At 71.9% G+C, this 21,886-nt stretch carries 20 protein-coding genes and 1 tRNA gene; 13 read left to right on the top strand and 8 right to left on the bottom strand.

Annotated features, from left to right (window positions below; translation table 11 throughout):
* Window positions 1-333 precede the first annotated feature (333 nt).
* The 3 genes from VT52_RS38220 to VT52_RS29310 all read right to left on the bottom strand — a co-directional run bounded on the left by VT52_RS38220 (window position 334) and on the right by VT52_RS29310 (window position 5,156).
* Window positions 334-1,221 (bottom strand): coiled-coil domain-containing protein, encoded by an 888-nt coding sequence (locus VT52_RS38220; RefSeq protein ID WP_046427696.1) that lies wholly within the window; start codon window positions 1,219-1,221, stop codon window positions 334-336.
* Window positions 1,222-1,375: 154 nt separating this feature from the next.
* Window positions 1,376-4,123: an SUKH-4 family immunity protein gene (locus tag VT52_RS29315; protein WP_046427693.1), complete on the bottom strand. Its 2,748-nt coding sequence runs from the start codon at window positions 4,121-4,123 to the stop codon at window positions 1,376-1,378.
* Window positions 4,124-4,133: 10 nt separating this feature from the next.
* Window positions 4,134-5,156, bottom strand: coding sequence for an SMI1/KNR4 family protein (locus VT52_RS29310; RefSeq protein WP_079175351.1), 1,023 nt, complete (start codon window positions 5,154-5,156; stop codon window positions 4,134-4,136).
* A 283-nt stretch (window positions 5,157-5,439) separates the two neighbouring features.
* Here VT52_RS29310 and VT52_RS29305 point away from each other — a divergent pair, with 283 nt between their 5' ends.
* Complete coding sequence (locus VT52_RS29305) at window positions 5,440-5,952, top strand: YwqJ-related putative deaminase (protein ID WP_046427688.1); 513 nt, start codon at window positions 5,440-5,442, stop codon at window positions 5,950-5,952.
* A gap of 49 nt (window positions 5,953-6,001) precedes the next feature.
* Entirely contained in the window at window positions 6,002-6,496 is a 495-nt protein-coding gene (locus VT52_RS29300) for an SUKH-3 domain-containing protein (RefSeq protein WP_046427684.1), read from the top strand.
* Window positions 6,497-6,639: 143 nt separating this feature from the next.
* Here the strand turns inward: VT52_RS29300 and VT52_RS29295 are convergent, their stop codons facing one another.
* The gene (locus VT52_RS29295; RefSeq protein WP_046427681.1) at window positions 6,640-7,956 is read right to left on the bottom strand and encodes a sensor histidine kinase; all 1,317 of its coding nucleotides are present in this window, start codon (window positions 7,954-7,956) and stop codon (window positions 6,640-6,642) included.
* Between the two features lie 166 nt (window positions 7,957-8,122).
* Between VT52_RS29295 and VT52_RS29290 the strand changes: the two genes are divergently transcribed.
* From VT52_RS29290 to VT52_RS29260, 7 genes are all read left to right on the top strand, one after another.
* Entirely contained in the window at window positions 8,123-8,995 is an 873-nt protein-coding gene (locus tag VT52_RS29290) for a helix-turn-helix domain-containing protein (protein ID WP_046427679.1), read from the top strand.
* Between the two features lie 11 nt (window positions 8,996-9,006).
* A tRNA-Gln gene (locus VT52_RS29285) sits at window positions 9,007-9,077 on the top strand.
* A gap of 129 nt (window positions 9,078-9,206) precedes the next feature.
* On the top strand, window positions 9,207-10,655 hold the full coding sequence (gene glmU, locus VT52_RS29280; protein ID WP_079175350.1) for a bifunctional UDP-N-acetylglucosamine diphosphorylase/glucosamine-1-phosphate N-acetyltransferase GlmU: 1,449 nt from the start codon (window positions 9,207-9,209) through the stop codon (window positions 10,653-10,655).
* A 155-nt stretch (window positions 10,656-10,810) separates the two neighbouring features.
* On the top strand, window positions 10,811-11,791 hold the full coding sequence (locus tag VT52_RS29275; protein WP_046427674.1) for a ribose-phosphate diphosphokinase: 981 nt from the start codon (window positions 10,811-10,813) through the stop codon (window positions 11,789-11,791).
* A gap of 199 nt (window positions 11,792-11,990) precedes the next feature.
* Window positions 11,991-12,590: a 50S ribosomal protein L25/general stress protein Ctc gene (locus tag VT52_RS29270; protein WP_046427671.1), complete on the top strand. Its 600-nt coding sequence runs from the start codon at window positions 11,991-11,993 to the stop codon at window positions 12,588-12,590.
* A 75-nt stretch (window positions 12,591-12,665) separates the two neighbouring features.
* A complete protein-coding gene (gene pth / locus VT52_RS29265; RefSeq protein ID WP_046427668.1) occupies window positions 12,666-13,268 on the top strand; it encodes an aminoacyl-tRNA hydrolase in 603 nt (200 codons plus the stop codon).
* A 52-nt stretch (window positions 13,269-13,320) separates the two neighbouring features.
* Window positions 13,321-13,830: a hypothetical protein gene (locus VT52_RS29260; RefSeq protein ID WP_107481479.1), complete on the top strand. Its 510-nt coding sequence runs from the start codon at window positions 13,321-13,323 to the stop codon at window positions 13,828-13,830.
* A 65-nt stretch (window positions 13,831-13,895) separates the two neighbouring features.
* Here the strand turns inward: VT52_RS29260 and ppc are convergent, their stop codons facing one another.
* Complete coding sequence (ppc, locus tag VT52_RS29255) at window positions 13,896-16,628, bottom strand: phosphoenolpyruvate carboxylase (protein ID WP_046427661.1); 2,733 nt, start codon at window positions 16,626-16,628, stop codon at window positions 13,896-13,898.
* 305 nt (window positions 16,629-16,933) lie between these two features.
* Between ppc and VT52_RS29250 the strand changes: the two genes are divergently transcribed.
* The gene (locus VT52_RS29250; protein ID WP_046427658.1) at window positions 16,934-17,941 is read left to right on the top strand and encodes an acyl-CoA desaturase; all 1,008 of its coding nucleotides are present in this window, start codon (window positions 16,934-16,936) and stop codon (window positions 17,939-17,941) included.
* Complete coding sequence (locus VT52_RS29245; RefSeq protein WP_046427655.1) at window positions 17,938-18,615, top strand: TetR/AcrR family transcriptional regulator; 678 nt, start codon at window positions 17,938-17,940, stop codon at window positions 18,613-18,615. The genes VT52_RS29250 and VT52_RS29245 overlap by 4 nt, the downstream gene beginning before the upstream one ends.
* 202 nt (window positions 18,616-18,817) lie before the next feature.
* On the opposite strand, the gene VT52_RS29240 is transcribed toward VT52_RS29245, so the two are convergent.
* Both VT52_RS29240 and VT52_RS29235 read right to left on the bottom strand, forming a co-directional pair.
* Window positions 18,818-19,180, bottom strand: a complete 363-nt coding sequence (locus tag VT52_RS29240; RefSeq protein ID WP_046427653.1) for a VOC family protein — start codon at window positions 19,178-19,180, stop codon at window positions 18,818-18,820.
* A 2-nt stretch (window positions 19,181-19,182) separates the two neighbouring features.
* The gene (locus VT52_RS29235) at window positions 19,183-19,995 is read right to left on the bottom strand and encodes a trans-aconitate 2-methyltransferase (RefSeq protein WP_046427651.1); all 813 of its coding nucleotides are present in this window, start codon (window positions 19,993-19,995) and stop codon (window positions 19,183-19,185) included.
* A gap of 103 nt (window positions 19,996-20,098) precedes the next feature.
* On the opposite strand from VT52_RS29235, the gene tamR reads away from it, so the two are divergent.
* Window positions 20,099-20,596, top strand: coding sequence for a MarR family transcriptional regulator TamR (gene tamR, locus VT52_RS29230; protein ID WP_046427648.1), 498 nt, complete (start codon window positions 20,099-20,101; stop codon window positions 20,594-20,596).
* On the opposite strand, the gene VT52_RS29225 is transcribed toward tamR, so the two are convergent.
* Window positions 20,555-21,322, bottom strand: coding sequence for a LuxR C-terminal-related transcriptional regulator (locus tag VT52_RS29225; protein WP_046427645.1), 768 nt, complete (start codon window positions 21,320-21,322; stop codon window positions 20,555-20,557). The two genes, tamR and VT52_RS29225, sit on opposite strands and share 42 nt — an antisense overlap.
* Window positions 21,323-21,441: 119 nt before the next feature.
* Here VT52_RS29225 and VT52_RS29220 point away from each other — a divergent pair, with 119 nt between their 5' ends.
* Window positions 21,442-21,885 carry a GNAT family N-acetyltransferase gene (locus tag VT52_RS29220; RefSeq protein WP_046427719.1) on the top strand — a complete coding sequence of 148 codons (444 nt, stop codon included), beginning with the start codon at window positions 21,442-21,444 and terminating at the stop codon, window positions 21,883-21,885.
* Window position 21,886 lies beyond the last annotated feature (1 nt).

The following is a 21,886-nucleotide window of genomic DNA, read 5'->3' as shown; positions in this document are numbered from 1 at the left end:
ACGCGGGTTCCGGCCACGTCCGTACGCGGTACTGTCCGCGCCGTCCGTGGTCCCGGCCACTTCGATGAGTCTCGCGCCCGACGAGGGTGCGGCGCGCTGGTGCGGAGCCCCCTCTTCGGCAGGGGGAAAACCCCACCCCTCCGGTCGGGCCGGCCGCCCCCCAGCGGCGTAAAGCCAGCCTAAGGAACGCCCCCGCCCCGGCTCGTCCTCCGTCGGGACGAGCCCTCCCCGACCCGTTGTGCGGAGATACCCCTAGGGGACCCCCACCCTCGGGTGGACCCGTTCTCAGGGTTCGTCTCCACCCCGGGGCGGACCGGGCTCCGCGTCCGGCCGCTACTCCACGACCGCCTGACCGGTCAGCGCCGTCAGCTTGCCGCGTACCCGGTCCATATGAGCCTGCACGTCGTCCCAGGTCGCGCTGTGTTCGCGCAGGACCCGCTCCGTCTCGCGGGCGATGCGGTCGGCGCGGGCGTGGGCCTCGGCGACGATCGCGGCCGCGCGGGCGTGCGCTTCCTCCTCGCACCGGCGGCCGTACTCCTCCGCCTCCCCCACGGCCCGCCCCGCGACAGCCAGTTCCTCCTCCGCGCGGGCCACCAGCTCCGCCTGGCGCGCCTCCAGGGCCGCCGCCTCCCCGGCCTGCGCGCGCTCGGCGCCGGCCCAGTGCCCGGCCTGTTCCCGGGACCGCTCGGCGAGCAGCTCGGCGGTGCGCCGCCGCACCTCGCGCAGCGCCTCCAGGGACTCCCTGCGGCCCTCCTTCACCGCGCGCCGCGCGCCGACGCGGAGGTCGTCGGCCTGCGCGCGGGCGGCGAGCAGGAGTCGCCGGGCGCGCTCGTCGGCCTCCGCGCGCAGCGCGTCCGCGTCCTCCCGCGCGGCCAGGCGCACGCCCTCCGCGTCCGCCGCCGCACGCGCGACCCGCTCACGCGCCTCGCACCGCGCACGCTCCCGCAGTTGCCGCGCCTCCTCCAGCGCGAGCCGGAACAGCCGGCGGGCGCCCTCGTCGAGCGTGTCGTACTCCTGTGGCCGGAGCCGGGAGACCACCTCGCGCAGCCGCGCGGCCTCCGCCGCCATGTCCTTGGCCAGCACGGTCAGCCGCGCGGCACGCTCCCACGCGGCGTCCCGGTCCCCGGACAGCGCCTCCAGACAAGCGTCGACCTGCTCGGGGCGGTACCCGCGCCCCCGGACGGTCGCGAAGCCGTCCGGGGGCATCCATGCGCAGCTCACCTCGGGAACCCCTCTCCGACGGACATGCACGACAGCAAGAGTTCGCGCATATCGTGACGGATCAGGCTTAACTGTTCATAACGCGACACTCCGCCGCCGCGTCACGGGCGGAGTGCCGCGGTTCACCGTCCCCTCGGTGCTCCCGCCGGCCGGGCTACAGCAGCCCGTCCCACATCTGCTCCAGCAGCACCGACCACCAGCTCTCCGGCGAACCCAGCGCCGCCGGGTCCAACGCGGCCAGCTGCGCCTGGAAATCGACGGTCCAGCGGCCCGCCTGCTCGGGGTTCAGCCCGTACCGCAGCCGCCACATCCGGCCCAGCAGCGCCAGGCAGCGCACGAACTCCGGCAGCCCCGTGTTCACGAACTGCGGCGGCACCGGCGCACCACCCGGACCGGCCTCCACGGGCACGGCCACGATGTTCGCCGTCCCGTACTGCACACACAGCGCCTTGCCGAAGTCCGTACCCATCACCAGGTACGACCCCGCGTCCGCCGCGGGCTGCACCCCGCGCTCGGCCGCCAGCTCCGCCAGCGTCGGCACCGCACGGCCCGGCTGCGCCTGCGCCCAGAAGAACGGGCCCATGTCCACCGGCAGTCCGGCCACCACCAGGGTGTGCGCCACGACCGGCGGCACCCCCTGCCGGGACACCGCCTGCTGCTCGAACCGGAAGACCCCCGGTCCGAACGCCGCCGCCAGCTCCTGCCCGGCGGTCTCCGGCGGCACCGGCGGCGCGGCCTGCACCGGCGGCAACGGCGCACGCACCGGCGCGGGCCGCGCGGGCCCGTCCGCCACCTGGTGCAATTCGCCCTGATGAGCCAGCAGTTGGCCCATCCCCTGCTGCCGGCTCGCATGGTCCGTGCCGTACGGCGCGATGCTCGTGATCCGCGCCTGCGGCCACTGCTCCCGGATCATCCGCGCGCAGTAGGCACCCGGCAGCTCGCACGACTCCAGCTCCGTGTGCAGCTCCAGCACCTGGTCCGGCGGCACGTTCATCGACCGCAGCTCATGGAAGATCTGCCACTCCGGATGCGGCGTACCCGGCGCCGAACGCCGGATCAGCTGCTGCTCCGAACCGTCCTGCGCCCGGTACCGCAGCACGGCCTGATACCCCGGGCCCACCGTCGGCTGCCCGGCCTGCGGATACCCGTACGCCCCGGGCTGCCCCGGCATGGGGGCGGCCATCTGAGCCGGAGACGCCGGCGGCGTACCGGGCACACCCGGCGGCGTACCGGGGACACCGGGAGGCGTACCGGGGACGCCGGGCACGGCCGGCGGCGGGGGCGCGCCGGGACCGCCCACGGGAGGCGCCGCCAGCATGGTCTCGGCCTGGTGCACGGCACCCCGCGCACCGGGAACGCCAGGGGACTGCGGAGCGCCAGGAGGCTGCGGAGCACCCGGAGCCGAGGGCACACCCGGAGCCGCGGGGGGCCGGGGCGCACCGGGGACAGGGGGCGCACCGGGGGTACCCGGAGCGCCGGGCGCGCCGGGCGTCCCCGGGGCCGCCGGGGGCTGCGGGGCGCCGGGACCCGGACCACCGGGGCCGGCCAGCATCGTGGCCGCGTGATGGGCGCCGCCCGGGGGTGCCGCGGGCGGCTCGGGGGCGCCCGGCGCGCCGGGACCGCCCGCCGTACCGTCCTGCCCCTCCAGGCCCTCCGGGCCGATCGCGGACACGAGACGCGTCGGCACGTACCCGCCCGAGGACGCACCCGGCGCGGGCGGCGGCACGCTACCCGGACGCGCGCCCGGCGCACCCGGGGCACCGGTGCCCTCGGGCGGCGCGCCCACCCCGCCGCGCGCCGTCCTCGGCGGCGGCGCGGCCTTGCTCGTCGCGGCGTCCTCGATGTCCCCGGCGTTCGGCGCGAGCGGACGCTCGGCCGCACCGGGACCGGCGGCCGAACCACTTGCGGCCTCCGGCGGGTTCGGGCCGCCCGGAACCTGCGGCGGGACGGCCGGCGGAGGCGTGCCGCCCGAGGGCACCGGGGCACCGGGACCCTGCGGACGGTCGTAGGCCGGGGCACCCGGCACCGGCGACGGAGGCGGCGTACTCCCCGTCGGCGCCACCGGCGCACCACCCGGAACCGGCGAACCACCCGACGCGCCCGGCGCATTCGGCAGGTCCAACGCCGGAGCGACCGCCGTACGCGGCAACTGGCTGCCGCCCGACATCAGCGCCGTCTTCGCGTCCGGCGCCGAGACCGGCGGCGCGTCGCCGTCCGAACCGCCCAGCGGCGGCGCGAACACCGTCGCGGGCAACGGCACCGAACGGTCGTCGTCCTCACCGGCACCCCCGTTCGTGTCCGTACCGGTCCACGGGGTCGCCCCGTCGGGCACATCAGCGGGAGCGGGAGGAGACACCGGAGCCGCAGGGGCGGGAACCGCGGGGGCGGCGGGAACCGCCGAAGGCCCGGCCTGCGTCCGCGCCGGATCACCCCCGGCCGGGAACCCGGCCCCCTCCGAAACACCCGGACCCGCGGCCCCGGCCCCCGGCGAGGCACCGGAATCCGCGGACGGCCGCCGCTCCCCTATCCCCATCTTGTCCGCCGCCTCCTGCAACCACTCCGGCGGAGTCAGCAGGAACGACGTCTGATTGAGGTCCAACCGCGCCGCGGCCGGCGCCGGCGCCGGCTCCCCCGGCCCGTCCGGACGGCCGTACTCCTCCTCGTACCGGCGGATCACCTCACCCACCGGCAACGCCGGCCACAACGTGGCCTCACCACTGTCCCGGGCGATCACCAGCCGCTGCGCACCCGCGTCCGACCGCGGCCCCTGCGCCCGGTCCTCGCCCCACACCACGAAACCCAGCTCGAACTCCCGCACCCGCACCTCACGGTGCTGATACGCGGGCACATCGCCGTTGATCCACTCCTCGGCGCGCTCCTGCGCCTGCGCGTACGTCACCATCGCCGTCAGCTCACTCCCCCACCGGGCCGGAAGTCACCGGGACGACACGCGCGAAACCGCCGTCCACCATCAGATTCGCCACCGTCTCCAACTCCGGCGGATTACCCGCCAGCCGGGACAGGAACGCGTCGAAGTCGTCGCCGCACGGCAGCAGCAGACGCTCCACCCGCTCCGCCGGCGGCAACGACGGATCCACGTCCCGCACATCGTCGTACGCGCAGAACCACACCGAACCGAGCCGCTCGCCCCGCACCTTCACCGCGAGCAGCCCGCCCTGCACGAACGACACCCCGAGATAGTCCTTCGTCAGATGGTCGCGCAGACACTTGTTCACATAGACCAGGTCGTTGACCGCGGCCTCGTCCCGCACCGTGAAGAACGGCTGGTCCAGCAGCAACCCCAGGTCCGCGACCAGCGCCGTACCCACCGGGGCACAACCGCCCGCCGCCTTCAGGAAGTCACGATAGGCCCCCGGCAACCGGTACCCCAGATCCTCCTCGACGCCCTGCACCTGCGCCTCGGTCACCGCCACACCCGACTTCGGCAGAGCGAAATGCGCGGGCCGCGTCTCCTGCAACGGCCGCGTACCCCGCTTGCCGTGGTCCACCGGCGCCGTCGCCACCCCACCGTGATGCCGCAGCAACGCCTTCACATCGACCGGGACCAGCTCCAGGCGCCGCGAACCCGCCACGTGATGCCACGTCCAGCCGTGCGGCGTCGCCACGTCCGGCACCGTGTCCCACCACTCGTGCCCCGCCGCCGCCAGCGCCGCGTTCGCCGACACATAGTCCGTCAGCCGCAACTCGTCGACACCGAACCCCTCCGGCGGCTCCGCGATCTCCACCGCCACCCGCGCATACGGCGAGAAATCCGGGAAACCCCGCTCGTCGACCCGCACCCCACCGGGGTGACGCGCCGCCCGCACCGGATCCGGGAAATGCACGACCTGCCCAGAGTAAGCCGCGTTCGGCGGCACGGCCTGTCCCCCCTGGCGGCCGGGAGGTGTCCCCAGCCCGAGCCGACCTGTCGTCATGGCGGTTGCCCCCTGAGGCGTTCTCTCATGCCTGAACGGCGGTGTCATCGCGGATGCCGACAGCCTAAGCGGTACCCGAACCTCGGTCACCGGCCCACCGCGTCCCCGCGACACACACCACAACCGCCACCCACCGCCCCACCCCACCTCCGTGACCAACCGTCACCCCACCGTGACCGCCTCCACCCATCACGGGCGTGTCGCACCGCCCCAGCTTCCGCACGACCCACGGCATTTGGCACCCTGTGTCCTTCGGGGGACAGCCCGGGGAGGGAAAGCCAACATGAATACCTTGCAGACCGGAGGTACCGACGTGCGCGCCGGCGACCCGCGCATCGACTGGAGCGGCACCGAGGCACCCACCGCACCCACCCTGCGGCAACGCCGCGACGGCATCCTGCCCACCGTCGCCGCCGCTCTCTCCGTCCACGGCACCACCCTCACCGGCACCGCCGCCCGCGGCGAGGAGCCCCCCACCCTGCACCCCCTCGTCCAGGACTTCCTGGACACCCTCCCCAGCGCCCAACGCGACCGCTTCACCGGCCGCTGCGCCGAGACCATCCTCATCTCCCGGCACCTCGCCGCCGCCGACGCCACCCGCAGCAAGCGCGCCTCCCGCAGACCCATGACCAACGGCGAGGCCCGCAAGGCCCTCAAGCACGCCAAGCTCACCGCCCGCCGCATACGCGAGGACGGCGACCCCCTGCACGGCAGCTTCGCCACCCTCTGCCGCGCGTGCAGCGCCCTCACCTCCCACTTCGGCGTCCGCGTCATCGACCCCACCACCAACGACTGACCACGCGGACACCCCGCACCACCCCGTCAGCACGACGAACGAAGGGCAGATGCACGCCGACCGCACCTCCACCACGCGCTTCCCCGTCGCCGTCGACGCCGCCCTGCGCGCCGCCGGCTGGCAACCCGGACGCTGGGACATAAAACAGGCCGAGATCTGGGCCGACACCCTGCGCGAACACGCCTCACCCGCCGGACACCGGCACACCGTCTTCCCCGCCGCCGTCGAGGCCTGGGCCGAATTCGGCGGCCTGCGCATCGCCCCCGGCGGCAGCGGACGCCAGATCGCCCCCGCCACACTCCACCTCGACCCCCTGCAAGGCCGCCACCTCGCCCGCACCCTCGGCGACCTCGGCCGCGCCCTCGGCACCGAACTGTGCCCCCTCGGCACCGAGACCGACACCGCCGCCGCCCTCGCCATCGACACCGAAGGCCGCGTCTACGCCCTCGACCACACCGGCGACTGGTACCTCGGCCCCGACATCGACCACGCCCTGGCCACCCTCATCACGGGAATGGAACCGGCACGGCTCACAGCGGGATGAGCACGGAGAGAGGCGGGGCGAGCACGGAACAGAGGCCGGGTGAGCACGGAGAGGCGAGGCGAGCACGGAACAGAGGCCGGGCACCCACGGGAAGAGGCAGGGGTGAACACCGGGAAAGAGAGGGTCCCCGGGAAGCCACACCCTCAAGCCGCCGGAATCACCGCCGACACCCGGAAACCCCCCGCGTCCGTCGGCCCCGACACGAACACCCCGCCCAGCGCCAGCACCCGCTCCCGCATCCCCAGCAGACCATTGCCACCCGACGGCAGACCCGCCGCCGACGCCGAGCCCGGCTCCACCGGCGGCTCGTTCTCCACCTGCATCGCGATCTCCGACACCCGGTGCGCCAACCGCACATGCGTCTTCGCCCCCGCCGCGTGCTTGTGCACGTTCGTGAGCGCCTCCTGCACCACCCGGTACGCCGTCTGCTCCACCTCCGCCGCGTACGACCGCGCCTCCCCCTGCACCGACAGCTCCACCGCCATCCCCGCGGCCGCCGACTGCCCCACCAGCTCATCCAGCTCCGACAGGCACGGCCCCTCACCAACCTCCTCGGCCACCCGCGAAGCCGCCGCCGCGGCCGCCGCGCCCACCGCCGCCAACGGCACCCCCACCGCACCCCGGCCCGCGACCTGGCCCGACTCCCCCGCCCGCAGCACCCCGAGCATCTCCCGCAACTCCGTCAACGCCTGCCGGCCCATGTCCCCCACCAGCGCGGCATTGCGCACCGCCTTCTCCGGATCCTTCCGGGCCACCGCCTGCAACGCCGCCGCGTGCACCACCATCAGACTCACCCGGTGCGCCACCACGTCGTGCATCTCCCGCGCGATCCGCGTCCGCTCCTCGCCCCGCGCCCACTCGGCCCGCTCCTCCGCCCGCTCCGCGAGCAGCTGAAGCTCCCGCTCCAGACTGTCCGCCCGCTCCCGCAGACTCTCCATCAACCGCCGCCGCGCCCCCACGTACAGCCCCAGCAGCACCGGCGGAGCCGTCAGCCCCAGCGCCGTCGCCACCGCGGCGAACGGCACGAACCAGTCACCGAGCGTCAGATCGCCCCGCGCCATGTCCTGCCGGACCCGCACGAACGTCACCACCGCCGTGCCCAGCAACGACATCCCCGCCAGCGCCCCGATCACCCGGCGCGGCACCTCGGCGGCGGCCAGCGTGTACAGGCCCACGATGCCCAGCAGGAAACCCATCTGCGCCGGGGTCACCGCGATCGCCACCAGCACGACGGCGACCGGCCACTTGCGCCGCACCAGCAGCACGACGCCGGCCACCGCGCCGAACAGAACACCCGCCCAGACCGGGATCCCCGCGTCCCGGGCGAAACCGATCCCCTCCGCGCCGCACTCCAGCGCGGACGCCAGCGCCAGCGCGCCGTCGAACACCGCGCTGCGCCGGCGTGGCCACCACCAAGGGCCGGTCAGCGCCCTGGCGTGCTCATCCCCCGTCATGGTCATGCGTCCAGCCTACGGGCGACGCGTGCGGCTTTTCCGGTGACTTTCACCTACCTCCACACACCACACTCCGTAACCGGATGACATCGAAACCTCCCGGTATCACTCGAACTACTGAACCCGTTCCGTTCGACCCCGGAATATCTCGTTCCGCACGGACGGTATGCCCATGGCACACACGAACGGCAAATACACCGACTTCGAAGGGCTGCGGGAACAGGCGGTGGCGCTGCGGCGGGCGGGACTGAGCCGACGGCAGATCCGCGACCGGCTGCACGTGGACAACAACGACATCCTCAACCGCCTCCTGGAGGGCGAGCCCCCGCCTGCCTGGACGAAACGCCCGAACGCCAAGGACGACCTCCGGGCAAGGGCCCGGGAGCTACGGCTCCAGGGCTGGACCTACGACCAGATCCAGGTCGAGCTCGGGTGCTCGAAGAGTTCGATCTCGCTGTGGGTACGGGATCTGCCGAAGCCCGAGCGCGGGCGCACTCACGAGGAGGCGGCAGCGATCGCCCGGCGGGGCTGGGAGGCGAAGCTGCGGATCCGCGACGAGGAACGTCGGCACACCAAACAGGAGGCCAGGCTGGCGATCGGCAGCATGTCGGCCCGCGAGCTGTTCCTGGTGGGTGTGGGCCTCTACTGGGCCGAGGGCGGCAAGGACAAGTCGTACGCCCGCCGCGAGAACGTCGCCTTCGTCAACAGCGACCCCGGCATGATCAGGGTCTACCTCGCCTGGCTGCGCCTCCTCGGAGTCGAGCCCGAGCGGCTGAGGTTCACCGTGATGATCCACGAGAACGCGGACGTGTCCGGCGCCGAGCGCTATTGGGCGGACCTCGTCGGCGCCGCTCCGTCCTCCTTCAACAAGACGACCCTCAAGAAGCACGACCCCAAGACGGTCCGCAAGAACACCGGCGACGACTACCGCGGCTGTCTCGTAATCAAAGTCTTGAAAGGTGCCGACTTGTACCGTCGCATCGAGGGGTCCTGGTACGGCATAGTGGAGGCCGCGCACGAAGCCGATCAGCCAAATCGGACATAGTGCGCAAGCGATCCCGGATCGTCTAAGGGCAGGACAAACGGTTTTGGTCCGTTGAATGAGGGTTCGAATCCTTCTCCGGGAGCCCACAGCACACGTAATCTCGGTTCGGGTCCTGACCGGTCAACTCCCCGTCAGGGCCCGCCCTCATATCCCCCAAACCCCGCCCCGGTATCCTGCGGCTGTTCCCACCCTCAGAGCCGAAGGGCAAACCGTGAGTGCCATCCGCCCGGCAGCCGTCGTCGTTCTCGCAGCGGGTGAGGGCACCCGTATGAAGTCGGCCACACCCAAGGTGCTGCACCAGATCTGCGGCCGCTCCCTGGTGGGCCATGTGCTCGCCGCCGCCCGCGAGTTGAAGCCCGAGAACCTGGTCGTCGTCGTCGGCCACGCCCGTGAGCAGGTCACCGCGCATCTGACGGAGACCGACCCGGCCGTCCGCACCGCCGTGCAGGAGCAGCAGAACGGCACCGGACACGCCGTGCGGATGGGCCTGGAGGAGCTCGGCGGCGACGTCACCGGCACCGTGGTCGTGGTCTGCGGGGACACCCCGCTGCTGACCGCCGGGACCCTGCGCGCGCTCGCCGAGACCCATCACGCCGACGGCAACGCCGTGACCGTGCTGACCGCCGAGGTCCCGGACGCCACCGGGTACGGCCGGATCGTGCGGGACGAGGCGTCGGGCGCGGTGACCGCGATCGTCGAGCACAAGGACGCGAGCGCGCGGCAGCGGGCGATCCGGGAGATCAACAGCGGGGTGTTCGCGTTCGACGGCCGGCTGCTGGCGGACGCGCTGACGAAGGTGCGCAAGAACAACAGCCAGGGCGAGGAGTACCTGACCGACGTGCTGGGGATCCTGCGGGAGGCCGGGCACCGGGTCGGGGCGTCGGTGGCGGGTGATCACCGGGAGATCGCCGGGATCAACAACCGGGTGCAGCTGGCCGAGGCGCGCCGGATCCTGAACGACCGGCTGCTGACGCTGGCGATGCTGGACGGGGTGACCGTGGTGGACCCGGCGACCACGTGGGTGGACGTGACCGTGACGTTCGAGCGGGACGCGGTGGTGCACCCGGGTACGCAGCTGACGGGTGCCACGCATCTCGCGGAGGGCGCGGAGGTCGGTCCCAACAGCCGGCTGAAGGACACCAGGGTGGGCGCGGGGGCGCGGGTGGACAACACCGTGTCGGACGGGGCCGTGGTGGGTGCGGAGGCGAGTGTGGGGCCGTTCGCGTATCTGCGTCCGGGGACGCGGCTCGGCGCGAAGGGCAAGATCGGGACGTACGTCGAGACGAAGAACGCGCGGATCGGTGAGGGCACGAAGGTGCCGCACCTGTCGTACGTGGGCGACGCGACGATCGGTGAGCACACGAACATCGGCGCGGCGAGTGTGTTCGTGAACTACGACGGGCAGGACAAGCACCACACCACGATCGGGTCGCATTGCCGTACGGGTTCGGACAACATGTTTGTGGCGCCTGTCACGGTCGGGGACGGGGCGTACACCGCCGCCGGGTCCGTGATCACGAAGGACGTGCCGCCCGGCTCGCTGGCCGTGGCCCGTGGCCAGCAGCGGAATATCGAGGGTTGGGTGGCTCGGAAGCGGCCGGGCAGTGCGGCTGCGAGGGCCGCCGAGGACGCCTCCCGGCAGGGCGGTGCCGAGGGCTGACCGGAAACGGGTGCGTCAAAGTCGGCGTACCGTGATAAGTGCACATCCGCACGTGTGCACCCGCACCCCTACCAGCCGATTCGGCCTCTCACGCTCGGACGGGAGGTCGGTCGGGACGTCGGCTGGGTTGAGACAACCTCTGAGGAGACAGTGCTGTGACCGGGATCAAGACGACCGGCGAGAAGAAGATGATGTTCTTCTCCGGCCGCGCCCACCCCGAGCTTGCCGAGGAGGTCGCCCAGCAGCTGGGTGTCGGGGTCGTCCCGACGAAGGCCTTCGATTTCGCCAACGGTGAGATCTACGTTCGTTACCAGGAGTCGGCCCGTGGTGCGGACTGCTTCCTGATCCAGAGCCACACGGCTCCGATCAACAAGTGGATCATGGAGCAGTTGATCATGATCGACGCGCTGAAGCGCGCGTCGGCCCGCTCCATCACGGTGATCGTGCCGTTCTACGGTTACGCCCGTCAGGACAAGAAGCACCGGGGCCGTGAACCGATCTCGGCGCGTCTGATCGCGGATCTGATGAAGACGGCGGGTGCCGACCGGATTCTGACCGTGGATCTGCACACGGATCAGATCCAGGGCTTCTTCGACGGTCCGGTGGACCACCTCTTCGCGCTGCCGCTGCTGGCGGACTACGTGGGCGAGCAGGTGGACCGGAACAAGCTGACGGTGGTGTCGCCGGACGCGGGCCGGGTGCGGGTGGCGGACCGTTGGTGCGACCGGCTGGGTGCGCCGCTGGCGATCGTGCACAAGCGGCGTGACAAGGACGTGGCGAACCAGGTGACCGTCCACGAGGTCGTGGGTGAGGTCGAGGGCCGCGTGTGTGTGCTGGTGGACGACATGATCGACACCGGTGGCACGATCTGCGCGGCCGCGGACGCGCTGTTCGCGCACGGTGCGGAGGACGTCATCGTGACGGCGACGCACGGTGTGCTGTCGGGTCCGGCGGCGGACCGGCTGAAGAACTCCCGGGTGAGCGAGTTCGTGTTCACGAACACGCTGCCGACGCCGGCGGAGCTGGGCCGGGAGCAGGACAAGATCACGGTGCTGTCGATCGCTCCGACGATCGCGCGCGCGGTGCGTGAGGTGTTCGAGGATGGTTCGGTGACCAGCCTCTTCGACGAGCAGTGAGGTTTCTTCGGGTGAGCCGTCGCGGCTAGCCGAAGATCCTTTTGGTACGGCCTCCGGGTCCGGGTAAGCTTCTGGAGTTGCTCGGCGAGGGAGGCCGTACGCGTGCGTACGGCGGTCCGTTATCGACGCGCTCTTCGTAGCAGGCCGTTCGTGGCCGGGTGACCACGTCCGTCTCTGGTTACCACGAGGAGTGATTCACATGTCCGAGGTGAAGATCGCCGCCGAGTCCCGCACCGAGTTCGGCAAGGGTGCGGCCCGCCGCATCCGCCGTGACAACAAGGTCCCGGGTGTTCTGTACGGCCACGGTTCCGCCCCCCAGCACCTGACGCTGCCGGGCCACGAGCTGCTGCTGGCGCTGCGTACGCCGAACGTCCTGATCTCCCTGGACATCGACGGCAAGACCAACGAGCTGGCGATCCCGAAGGCCGTCGTGCGCGACCCGCTGAAGGGCTTCCTGGAGCACGTCGACCTGCTGCTGGTCAAGCGCGGCGAGAAGGTCACGGTCGAGGTTCCGGTGCACACCGAGGGCGAGCTGGCCCCGGGTGGCAACCTTCTCGAGCACGTCCTGGCCGCGCTGCCGGTCGAGGCCGAGGCCACCCACATCCCGGAGTCGGTCACCGTCTCCGTGGAGGGCCTGGAGGCCGGTGCCTCCGTCCACGCCAAGGACATCAAGCTCCCCAGCGGTGTCTCGCTGGCCGTCGAGGAGGACGCCGTCGTTCTCCAGGTCCTGCAGGCCCAGGCCGAGGAGACCGAGGGCGAAGAGGGCGCGGCCGAGGGCGAAGAGGCCGCCGAGGCCTGATCCTCGCTCCGTCATCATCTGTTCAGCCGCCGCTCTCCCTCGCGGGGAGCGGCGGCTGGCGCGTATCAAGGAGACATGGACGTGACCACCCCCGCCAATGACCCCTGGCTGGTTGTCGGGCTCGGGAATCCCGGGTCGGAGTACGCGATGAACCGGCACAACGTCGGCTTCATGGTGGTGGACCTGCTCGCGCAGCGGATCGGGGGGAAGTTCAAGCGGGCGGGGAAGGCTCAGGCGCAGGTACTGGAGGGCCGGATCGGTCCCGCGGGTCCCGCGGGCCGCCGGGTGGTCCTGGCGAAGCCGATGTCGTACATGAACCTGTCCGGTGGCCCGGTGAACGCGCTGAAGGACTTCTACAAGGTGCCGGTGGCGAACATCGTGGCCGTGCACGACGAGCTGGACATCGACTACGGCACGCTGCGGCTGAAGCTGGGCGGCGGTGACAACGGGCACAACGGCCTGAAGTCGATGACGAAGGCGATGGGCGCGGAGTATCACCGGGTCCGGTTCGGGATCGGTCGTCCGCCGGGGCGTATGCAGGTGGCGGACTTCGTGCTGAAGGACTTCTCCGGCGCGGAGCGCAAGGAGCTGGACTATTTCGTGGACCGTGCGGCGGACGCGGTGGAGGCTCTGGTGATCGAGGGCCTGGAGCGGGCGCAGGGCACGTACAACTCCTGACTTGTACGGCTATGCCGCCGGTCCGGGTTGACCGGGCGCAGGGGTATGGCCAATGATCCCGGCCATGCCTGCCACCGCCAGCCGTTCCGCTCGTCAGGCGTCCGTGTCCGCGTTGCGGTTCGGGCGGGTCGCGACGATGGGGGCGATCGCCGCGTTGATCGTGTTCGCGGGGGTGTGGGGTTCCTGGGGGAACGCCCAGCACGTGCTGCTGACCAAGGGCCGCGAGCAGGGCACGGTGAAGGTGACCGCCTGTTCGGGCGGTACGTGCGACGGTGCGTTCACGCCGACGTCGCCGGGGGCGCGGGCCCGTGCGCGGGTGGAGATCGCGGAGGCGGTCGCGGTGCGCAAGGGGCGGACGTACGACGTGGTGCTGAAGCCGGGCGGTTCGGACGCGCTGCGTTCGGGTCCGGCGGGCATCCTGTACGCCTGGGTGCCGCTCGCCGGTGCGTTGCTGCTGGCCTCGGTGGTGGTCGCGGGCGGGATGCGGCTGCGGCGGGTGGCGTGGGGGCTGGGACTCGCGGGCCTCGGCCTGCTGACGGCGGCGTTCGTCGCGGTCCAGTGAGATCTTGACACGAGGGTGCCCCCGGGGTCCGTACGACCCCGGGGGCACCCTCGTGCGGTGTTCGGTCAGCCGGTGTTGCGCAGGCCCGCCGCCACGCCGTTGACGGTGAGGAGCAGGGCGCGGGAGAGCAGCGGGTCGGGTTCGCCGCCGGCGGCGGCCTCGTCGCGCTGGCGCTTGAGCAGGGCCACCTGGAGGTAGGAGATGGGGTCCAGGTAGGCGTCGCGGATGGTGAAGGTCTGCTTGAGGGCGGGCTGGGCGTCGAGGAGTTCGGCGCCGCCGGTGATGCGCAGGACCTCGCGGACGGTGAGTTCGTGTTCGGCCTTGATGGTGTCGAACACGTGCTTGAGTTCGTCGGGGACGAGGGTGTCGACGTAGTGCTGGGCGATCCGCAGGTCGGTCTTGGCGAGGGTCATCTCGACGTTGGACACGAAGTTGCGGAAGAAGTGCCACTGTTCGTGCATCTCGTCGAGGACGCCGTCGAGGCCGGCCTCGCGCAGGGCCTTGAGGCCGGAGCCGACGCCGAACCAGCCGGGGACGATCTGCCGGGACTGGGTCCAGCCGAACACCCAGGGGATGGCGCGCAGTCCGTCGAGCGAGACGCCCGAGCCGGGGCGGCGGGAGGGCCGCGAGCCCAGGTGCAGGTCGGCGAGCTGGTCGACCGGCGTGGAGACGAGGAAGTACGTCGGCAGGTCGGGGTCCTCGACGAGCTCGCGGTAGGCGGCGTGGGCGGCGTCGGAGACGACGTCCATGGCGGCGTCCCAGCGGGCGAGGGCCTCGTCGGACTGGCGGGGCGCGGTGTGCAGGGCGGATGCCTGGAGGGTGGCCGCGACGGTGAGTTCGAGGTTCTCCCGGGCCAGGGACGGGATCAGGTACTTGTCGGAGATGACCTCGCCCTGTTCGGTGACCTTGATCTCGCCTTCGAGGGTGCCCCAGGGCTGGGCGAGGATGGCGTCGTGGGAGGGGCCGCCGCCGCGGCCGACGGTGCCGCCGCGGCCGTGGAAGAGGCGCAGCCGCACGCCGTAGCGGTGGGCGACGTCGCGCAGCCGGCGCTGGGCGCGGTGGATCTCCCACTGGCTGGTGGTGATGCCGCCGAACTTGGAGGAGTCGGAGTAGCCGAGCATGACCTCCTGGACGTCGCCGCGCAGCGCGACCAGGCGCCGGTAGGACGGGTCGGAGAGCATGTCCTCCAGGATGGTGTCGGCGGCGCGCAGCTCGTCGGTGGTCTCCAGGAGGGGGACGATGCCGATCTTGGCCCAGCCGGCGTGCAGGTCGACGAGTCCGGCCTCGCGGGCGAGGACGGCGGCGGCGAAGACGTCGTCGGCGCCCTGGCACATGGAGATGATGTAGGACTCGATGACCTCGGGTCCGAAGACGTCGAGGGCCTTCTTGACGGTGCCGAAGACGCCGAGGGTCTTGGCGCCGGCGGCGTCGACGGGGGCCGGGGTGGGGGCGAGCGGCCGGCGGGAGCGCAGTTCCTTGGCGAGGAGCTTGGTGCGGTACTCGCGGGGCATGTCGGCGTAGCGCCAGGATTCCTCGCCGAGCCGGTCGAACAGCTGGCCGAGGGCGTGGTGGTGGGCGTCGGCGTGTTCGCGGACGTCCATGGTGGCGAGCTGGAGGCCGAAGGCGGCGAGGGTGCGGATGGTGCGGGAGAGCCGGCCGTCGGCGAAGAGCGCGCCGCGGTGGCGGCGCAGGGATTCCTGGATGAGGCGCAGGTCGGCGAGGAGTTCGGCGGTCCCGAGGTAGTCGCGGCCGTCCTCGTGGGTGGTGCCCTTGGCGAGGCGCTGCTTGGTGTTCTCCAGCTTCTGCCGGATGCAGGTGGCCTTGAGGCGGTAGGGCTCCTCGGCGTTGAGGCGCTTGTAGCGGGGGCTGATCTCGGGCAGCAGGTCGAGGTCGGCGCGCAGGGAGTCGAGGAGTTCCTCGGTGGCTCCGGTGTAGCGGATGGAGTTGGAGAGGAGGCCGCGCAGTTCGTCGATCATCTCCAGGGCGTCGTTGATGCCGTGTTCGTGCTGGAGGATGAGGACGTCCCAGGTGACCTGGGGGGTGACGTTGGGGTTGCCGTCGCGGTCGCCGCCGATCCAGGTGCCGAAGGTGAGGGGGCGGGTGTCGTCGGGCAGCCGGACGCCGACGCGCTCCAGTTCGGCGGTGAGGTCCTCCAGGACGTCGCCGACGGCGTCGGCGTGGAGTTCGTCCAGGTAGTAGATGGCGTTGCGGGCCTCGTCCGCGGGTTCGGGGCGTACGACGCGCAGCTCGTCGGTCTGCCACACCAGGTCGATGTTCTCGGCGAGGCGGATGTCGTGGCGGCGGCGGTCGGAGTCCAGGACGGGGGTGTCCAGGAGGGCCGCGATGCGCCGGAGCTTGTTGAGGACGGACCGGCGGGCCGCCTCGGTGGGGTGCGCCGTGAAGACGGGCCGGACGTTGAGGTGCTGGACGGTGGACCGCAGGTGTTCGGGGTCGGCGTCCTTGAGGCGGTCGGCCGTCCGGGCGATGAGACCGCCCTCGGCGGCGCGCCTGGCGCGCAGTTCCCGGCCTCGGTGCACCTGTTCGGTGATGTTGGCGAGATGGAAGTAGGTGGAGAAGGCGCGTACGAGCTTGGCGGCGGTCTCCAGTTCGGTGCCGCGCAGCAGCTCGGCGGCGGCCTCGCCGTCCTCGCGGGTAAGGCGGCGGACCTTCTCGACCAGTTCGAGGAGCTCGGGGCCCTCCTGCCGTACGAGGGTCTCTCCGAGGAGATCACCCAGGCGGCGGATGTCGGCGCGCAGCTCGGTGCTCGTCGTGGTGGTCTGGTCGTCGGCACTGCTCACAGGTGCGGCTCCTTGCAGTGTTGAAGCGTCTCGGGGAGGTACCCGGCCGTCTGCCGCGCGGCCTGTGCCGCATACGGGCCGGAGCGTCCGGGAAGGAAACTTCAGCGGACCGCGCTGTCCGACCGATTCCAAGGATAGGTGTCGATGGGGACGCGCAGGCTCTCAGGGCTCTTGCCGCCGCTCGGCACGCTGCCATACTTACGTCGCCGTAGGTTACGGATCCGTAGGGACGTGCGGACTCCCCGCGTCCGGTTCCGCCGGCCCGGCGCACCCACCCCCGACCCTCGACCCCACAGGGGACGCGCATGACCTCACATTCCGATGTGATCGAAGAAGCCCGTAAGGCCACCGGCACTCCCCCTCCGCTGGCCACGCTGGGCGGTGAGAAGAAGCGGTCGATCGAGCAGGTCACACTGCTGCTGTTCATCACCGTTCCGTTCCTGGCGCTGGTGGCCGCGGTGCCGCTGGCCTGGGGCTGGGGGGTGAGCTGGCTCGACGTGGGCCTGCTGGTGTTCTTCTACTACCTGGGGTGCCACGGCATCACGATCGGTTTCCACCGGTACTTCACCCACGGTTCCTTCAAGGCGAAGCGGCCGCTGCGGATCGCGCTGGCGATCATGGGGTCGCTGGCGGTGGAGGGGCCGCTGGTGCGCTGGGTGGCCGATCACCGCAAGCACCACAAGTTCTCCGACGCGGAGGGCGACCCGCACTCCCCGTGGAAGTACGGCGAGACGGTTCCGGCGCTGCTCAAGGGCCTGTGGTGGGCACACATCGGCTGGATGTTCGACGAGGAGCAGACCTCGCAGGAGAAGTACGCGCCGGATCTGGTCAAGGACCCGGCGCTGCGGGCGATCTCCCGGCAGTTCGTGCTGTGGACGGCGCTGTCCCTGGTGCTGCCCGCGCTGATCGGCGGCCTGGTGACGATGTCCTGGTGGGGCGCGTTCACCGCGTTCTTCTGGGGTTCACTCGTGCGGGTGGCGTTGCTGCACCATGTGACGTGGTCGATCAACTCGATCTGCCACGCGGTGGGCAGGCGGCCGTTCAAGTCGCGGGACCGTTCGGGCAACGTGTGGTGGCTGGCGGTGCTGTCCTGCGGCGAGTCCTGGCACAACCTGCACCACGCCGATCCGACCTCGGCGCGGCACGGGGTGCTGCGCGGGCAGCTCGACTCGTCGGCCCGGTTCATCCGGATCTTCGAACGGCTGGGGTGGGCGTACGACGTGCGCTGGCCGTCACGCTCGCGTATCGATTCGCGCCGCGGCGACGTGGATGGCGGCTCCCGGCGCCGGGGGGAGGCCGCCGAGGCGGCATGATTGACGCCGTGGCGACCGATTCCAGCAGCAATCCAGGCACTGACAAGCAGCGGCGGACCCGCCGGACCCGTATGACCGGTGCGGAGCGCCGCCAGCAGCTGCTGGAGATCGGTCGCACGCTCTTCGCGGCGAAGGGGTTCGAGGGCACCTCGGTGGAGGAGATCGCGGCGAAGGCCGGGGTCTCCAAGCCGGTGGTGTACGAGCACTTCGGCGGCAAGGAGGGGCTGTACGCGGTGGTGGTCGACCGCGAGATGCGGCGCCTGCTGGACATGGTGACCGGTTCGCTGACGGCCGGCCATCCGCGTGAGCTGTGCGAGCAGGCGGCGTTCGCGCTGCTCGACTACATCGAGGAGTGCACGGACGGTTTCCGCATCCTCGTCCGCGATTCGCCGATCCCGCAGTCGACGGGGTCCTTCGCGTCGCTGATCTCGGACATCGCCACCCAGGTGGAGGACATCCTGGGCCGCGAGTTCAAGTCCCGCGGCTTCGACCCCAAGCTCGCGCCCCTGTACGCGCAGGCCCTGGTCGGCATGGTCGCCCTGACCGGCCAGTGGTGGCTGGACGTGCGCCGCCCGAAGAAGGCGGAGGTGGCGGCGCATCTGGTGAATCTGGCGTGGCACGGCCTGGACGGGCTGGAGCAGCGGCCGCGGCTGATAGGTCATCGGAAGAACTGAGGCCCGCCGGAGAAGGTGACACCGGTGGTCACGTGAGTACACCTTGCGGCGTCATGGCCGCATGGCTCGGATCGCGATCAGTTCCGCTCGTTCCCGGCTCGGCGGCCTCGTCCGTCGCGCCGCGCACGGCCGCGAGACCATCGCCCCGACCGATCACGGGCATGTGGCCGCGCTCCCCGTGTCACCACAGGTGACGGAGGATCTAGTGCCGCGGCTCCAGGAACTCCAGCCGGTTGCCGACCGGGTCCTCGGAGTAGAAGCGCAGATGGCCCGGGAGGTCGTCGTCCCAGGTCACGGGGGCGCCCTGAGCGGCGATCCGGGTGGCGTACGCCTCGATGCCGCGGACGCGGAGGCCGGGGTGGGCCTTCTTCGCGGGGCGGAAGCCGGGTTCGGTGCCGAGGTGGAGGCGGACGGGGCCGGCCTCGAACCAGCAGCCGCCGCGGGCCGCGAGCACCGGCGGTTTGGCCACCTCGGTCATGCCGAGGATCCCGACGTAGTACGAGCGCAGCGCGTTCTCCGATCCGGGGGGCGCCGCGAGCTGCACGTGATCGAGGGCGACGAGCACGCTCAGGCCTCCTTCACAGCGACGGCGAACAGGCGGCGGAAGGGCAGGACGGTGCCGTAGGGCGCCTTCGGGTAGGCCGCGCGCAGCAGGTCGCGGTACTCGGCGAGGAACGCCTCCCGGGCCTCGGGATCGTCGGCGAGCACGGTCAGGACGGGCCGCAGGCCGGTGCCCTTCACCCAGTCGAGGACCGGGTCCTCGCCCTCCAGGACGTGGAGGTACGTGGTCCGCCAGACGTCGGTGGCGCAGCCGAGGCGAGCGAGGCGGTCCAGGTAGGCGCCGGGGGTGTGCACGGAGTCGGTGCGGCGCGGGACGTCGGCGAGCCGGTCCCGCCAGCGCGGGGTGGCGGCCAGTTCGCGCATGAGGACGTGCTGCGGGGCGTCGACGTTGTCCGGCATCTGGAAGGCGAGGGTCCCGCCGGGCCTGAGCGCCCCGGTCCAGTCGGCGAACCGGTCGAGGTGCCCCGGCACCCACTGGAGGGTGGCGTTGGAGACGATCAGGTCGTACGGCTCCTCGGGCGCCCAGGTGCGGGCGTCGGCGTGGGCGAAGTCCAGGCGGCCGCCGCCGTGGGTGGGGCCCTCGTGCCCGGTGTGGGCCGCGTCCAGCATCTCGGGCGAGTTGTCGTACCCGGTGATGTGCGCGGTGGGCCAGCGCCGGGCGAGGGTGGCGGTGGCGTTGCCGGGGCCGCAGCCGAGGTCGGCGATGCGGGGCCGGGCGCCGGGCAGGTCGGGGACCCGGGCGAGGAGGTCGGCGAAGGGGCGGGCGCGGTGGCCGGCGTGCCGGAGGTACTGGCCGGGGTCCCAGGTCGGTGTCGTCATGACATCCACCTTCCCGCCACATATATCTCGATGTCAAGATACTTGATGAACAGATACTCGACTCCAAGAGACTTCACATCGACACAACCACTACACTGATCCCATGGAGGACGAGGTCGATCGGCTGGTCGCAGCGTGGCGCCGGGAGCGTCCGGACCTCGACGTGGAGCCGCTGGAAGTGCTCAGCCGGGTGAGCCGGCTCGCCCGGCACCTGGACCGCGCCCGCCGGCTCGCGTTCGCGGAACACCACCTGGAACCCTGGGAGTTCGACGTGCTGACCGCGCTGCGGCGCGCGGGCACGCCGTACCAGCTCTCCCCCGGACAGCTGCTGACCCAGACCCTGGTCACCTCGGGCACCATGACCAACCGGATCGACCGCCTGGCGAAGAAGGGCCTGGTCGAACGGCTCCCCGATCCGAGCGACCGGCGCGGTGTGCTGGTGCGTCTGACGGACACCGGACGGGACCGCGCCGACCAGTCCCTCGCGGGGCTGCTGGCGCAGGAACGGGCCATCCTCGGTGAGCTGTCCCGGGCGCAGCGGGCCGAACTGGCGGGCCTGCTACGCCAGTTGACCGCCCCGTTCGACAACATTCCCGGCTAGGTCCACCGGGCCCACCCCGGCCCGGCGGGCGAGCGCCACGGCGGCCAGGGTGGAGTGGACGCCGAGCTTGCCGAGGACGTTCTGCATATGGGTGCGGACGGTGTGCGGGGAGAGGTACAGCCGCTCGGCGACGGCCTTGCGGCCCAGGCCGGCGACCATGCAGCGCAGCACCTCGCGTTCCCTCGGCGTGAGGGACTCCACCAGGCGTTCGCTCTCGCTGCGGTGTCTGCGGGCGGCGGTCAGCTCCTTGAGCACGCCGGTCAGCAGGGCGGGCGGCAGATGCGTCTCGTCGCGCAGCACGCCCCGGATCACCGCGAGCAGCCGAGACAGGGAGCAGTCCTTGGCGACCCAGCCGCAGGCGCCGGCGCCGAGCGCGAGGGCGGCGCGGCGCGGATCGTCCTTCCCGGCGAGGACGACGGTGCGTACGGCGGGGTGGGCGGCGCGCACCCCCGCGACCAGCGAGAGCCCGTCGACCAGTCCCTCTTCGTCCGTGTCCCGCACGGGTACCGGCGAACGGCCGCCGACCGGCCTGCCGCCCAGGTCGGCGTCCACGAGCAGGACGTCGTAGCGGCGGCCCTCGGCGACGGCCCGCTCCAGGCAGCGCAGTGCGGCCGGGCCGCTGCCGGCGGCGGCGACCTCGACATCGGGCTCGGCGGCCAGGGCGGCGGCGAGCGACTCGGCGAAGATGCGGTGGTCGTCCACGACCAGGACTCGGATACGAACCACAGAACCCCCTGAACGGCACCGTCCCCCAACCGGTCGCTGGCATCTCAGCGTACGGATACCGGCACGCAGCGGAAGGAGATTTACAGAACTGGCCGTCCGGCGCGTTTATGGTGTGCCGCATGTTTCGTATCGAGGCGGAAGTCGACAAGGCACGACAGGAACTGCTCCGCAACCGGCTGCTGGACACCAACACGGCGGCCTCCCCGGTCCTCGCGGCCCTGCGCGGCACCCCCGCCGAACGCGAAGTCCCCCTGCACGTCTGGGCCCTCGATCCGGCCGGCGCCCTCGCGGGCGGTCTGGTGGGCCACACCTGGACCGCCTGGCTGCACGTCACCTACCTCTGGGTGGACGCCGCCCACCGCGGCACCGGCCTCGGCTCCCACCTCCTGGCCCGCGCCGAGCACCTCGCCACCGCCGACCGCGGCTGCGCCGCCGCCCGCCTGGAGACCTGGGACTTCCAGGCCCCGGCCTTCTACCGCAAACAGGGCTACGAGGTGGTGTGCGAGATCCCCGACTATCCGCCGGGGATCACGGAGTACACCCTGGTGAAGCGGCTGCGCTGAC

Origin of the sequence: Streptomyces malaysiense (assembly GCF_000980885.2) — a bacterium.
Taxonomy (GTDB): Bacteria; Actinomycetota; Actinomycetes; order Streptomycetales; family Streptomycetaceae; genus Streptomyces; species Streptomyces malaysiense.
This window is presented reverse-complemented; position numbering and strand designations above follow the sequence as displayed.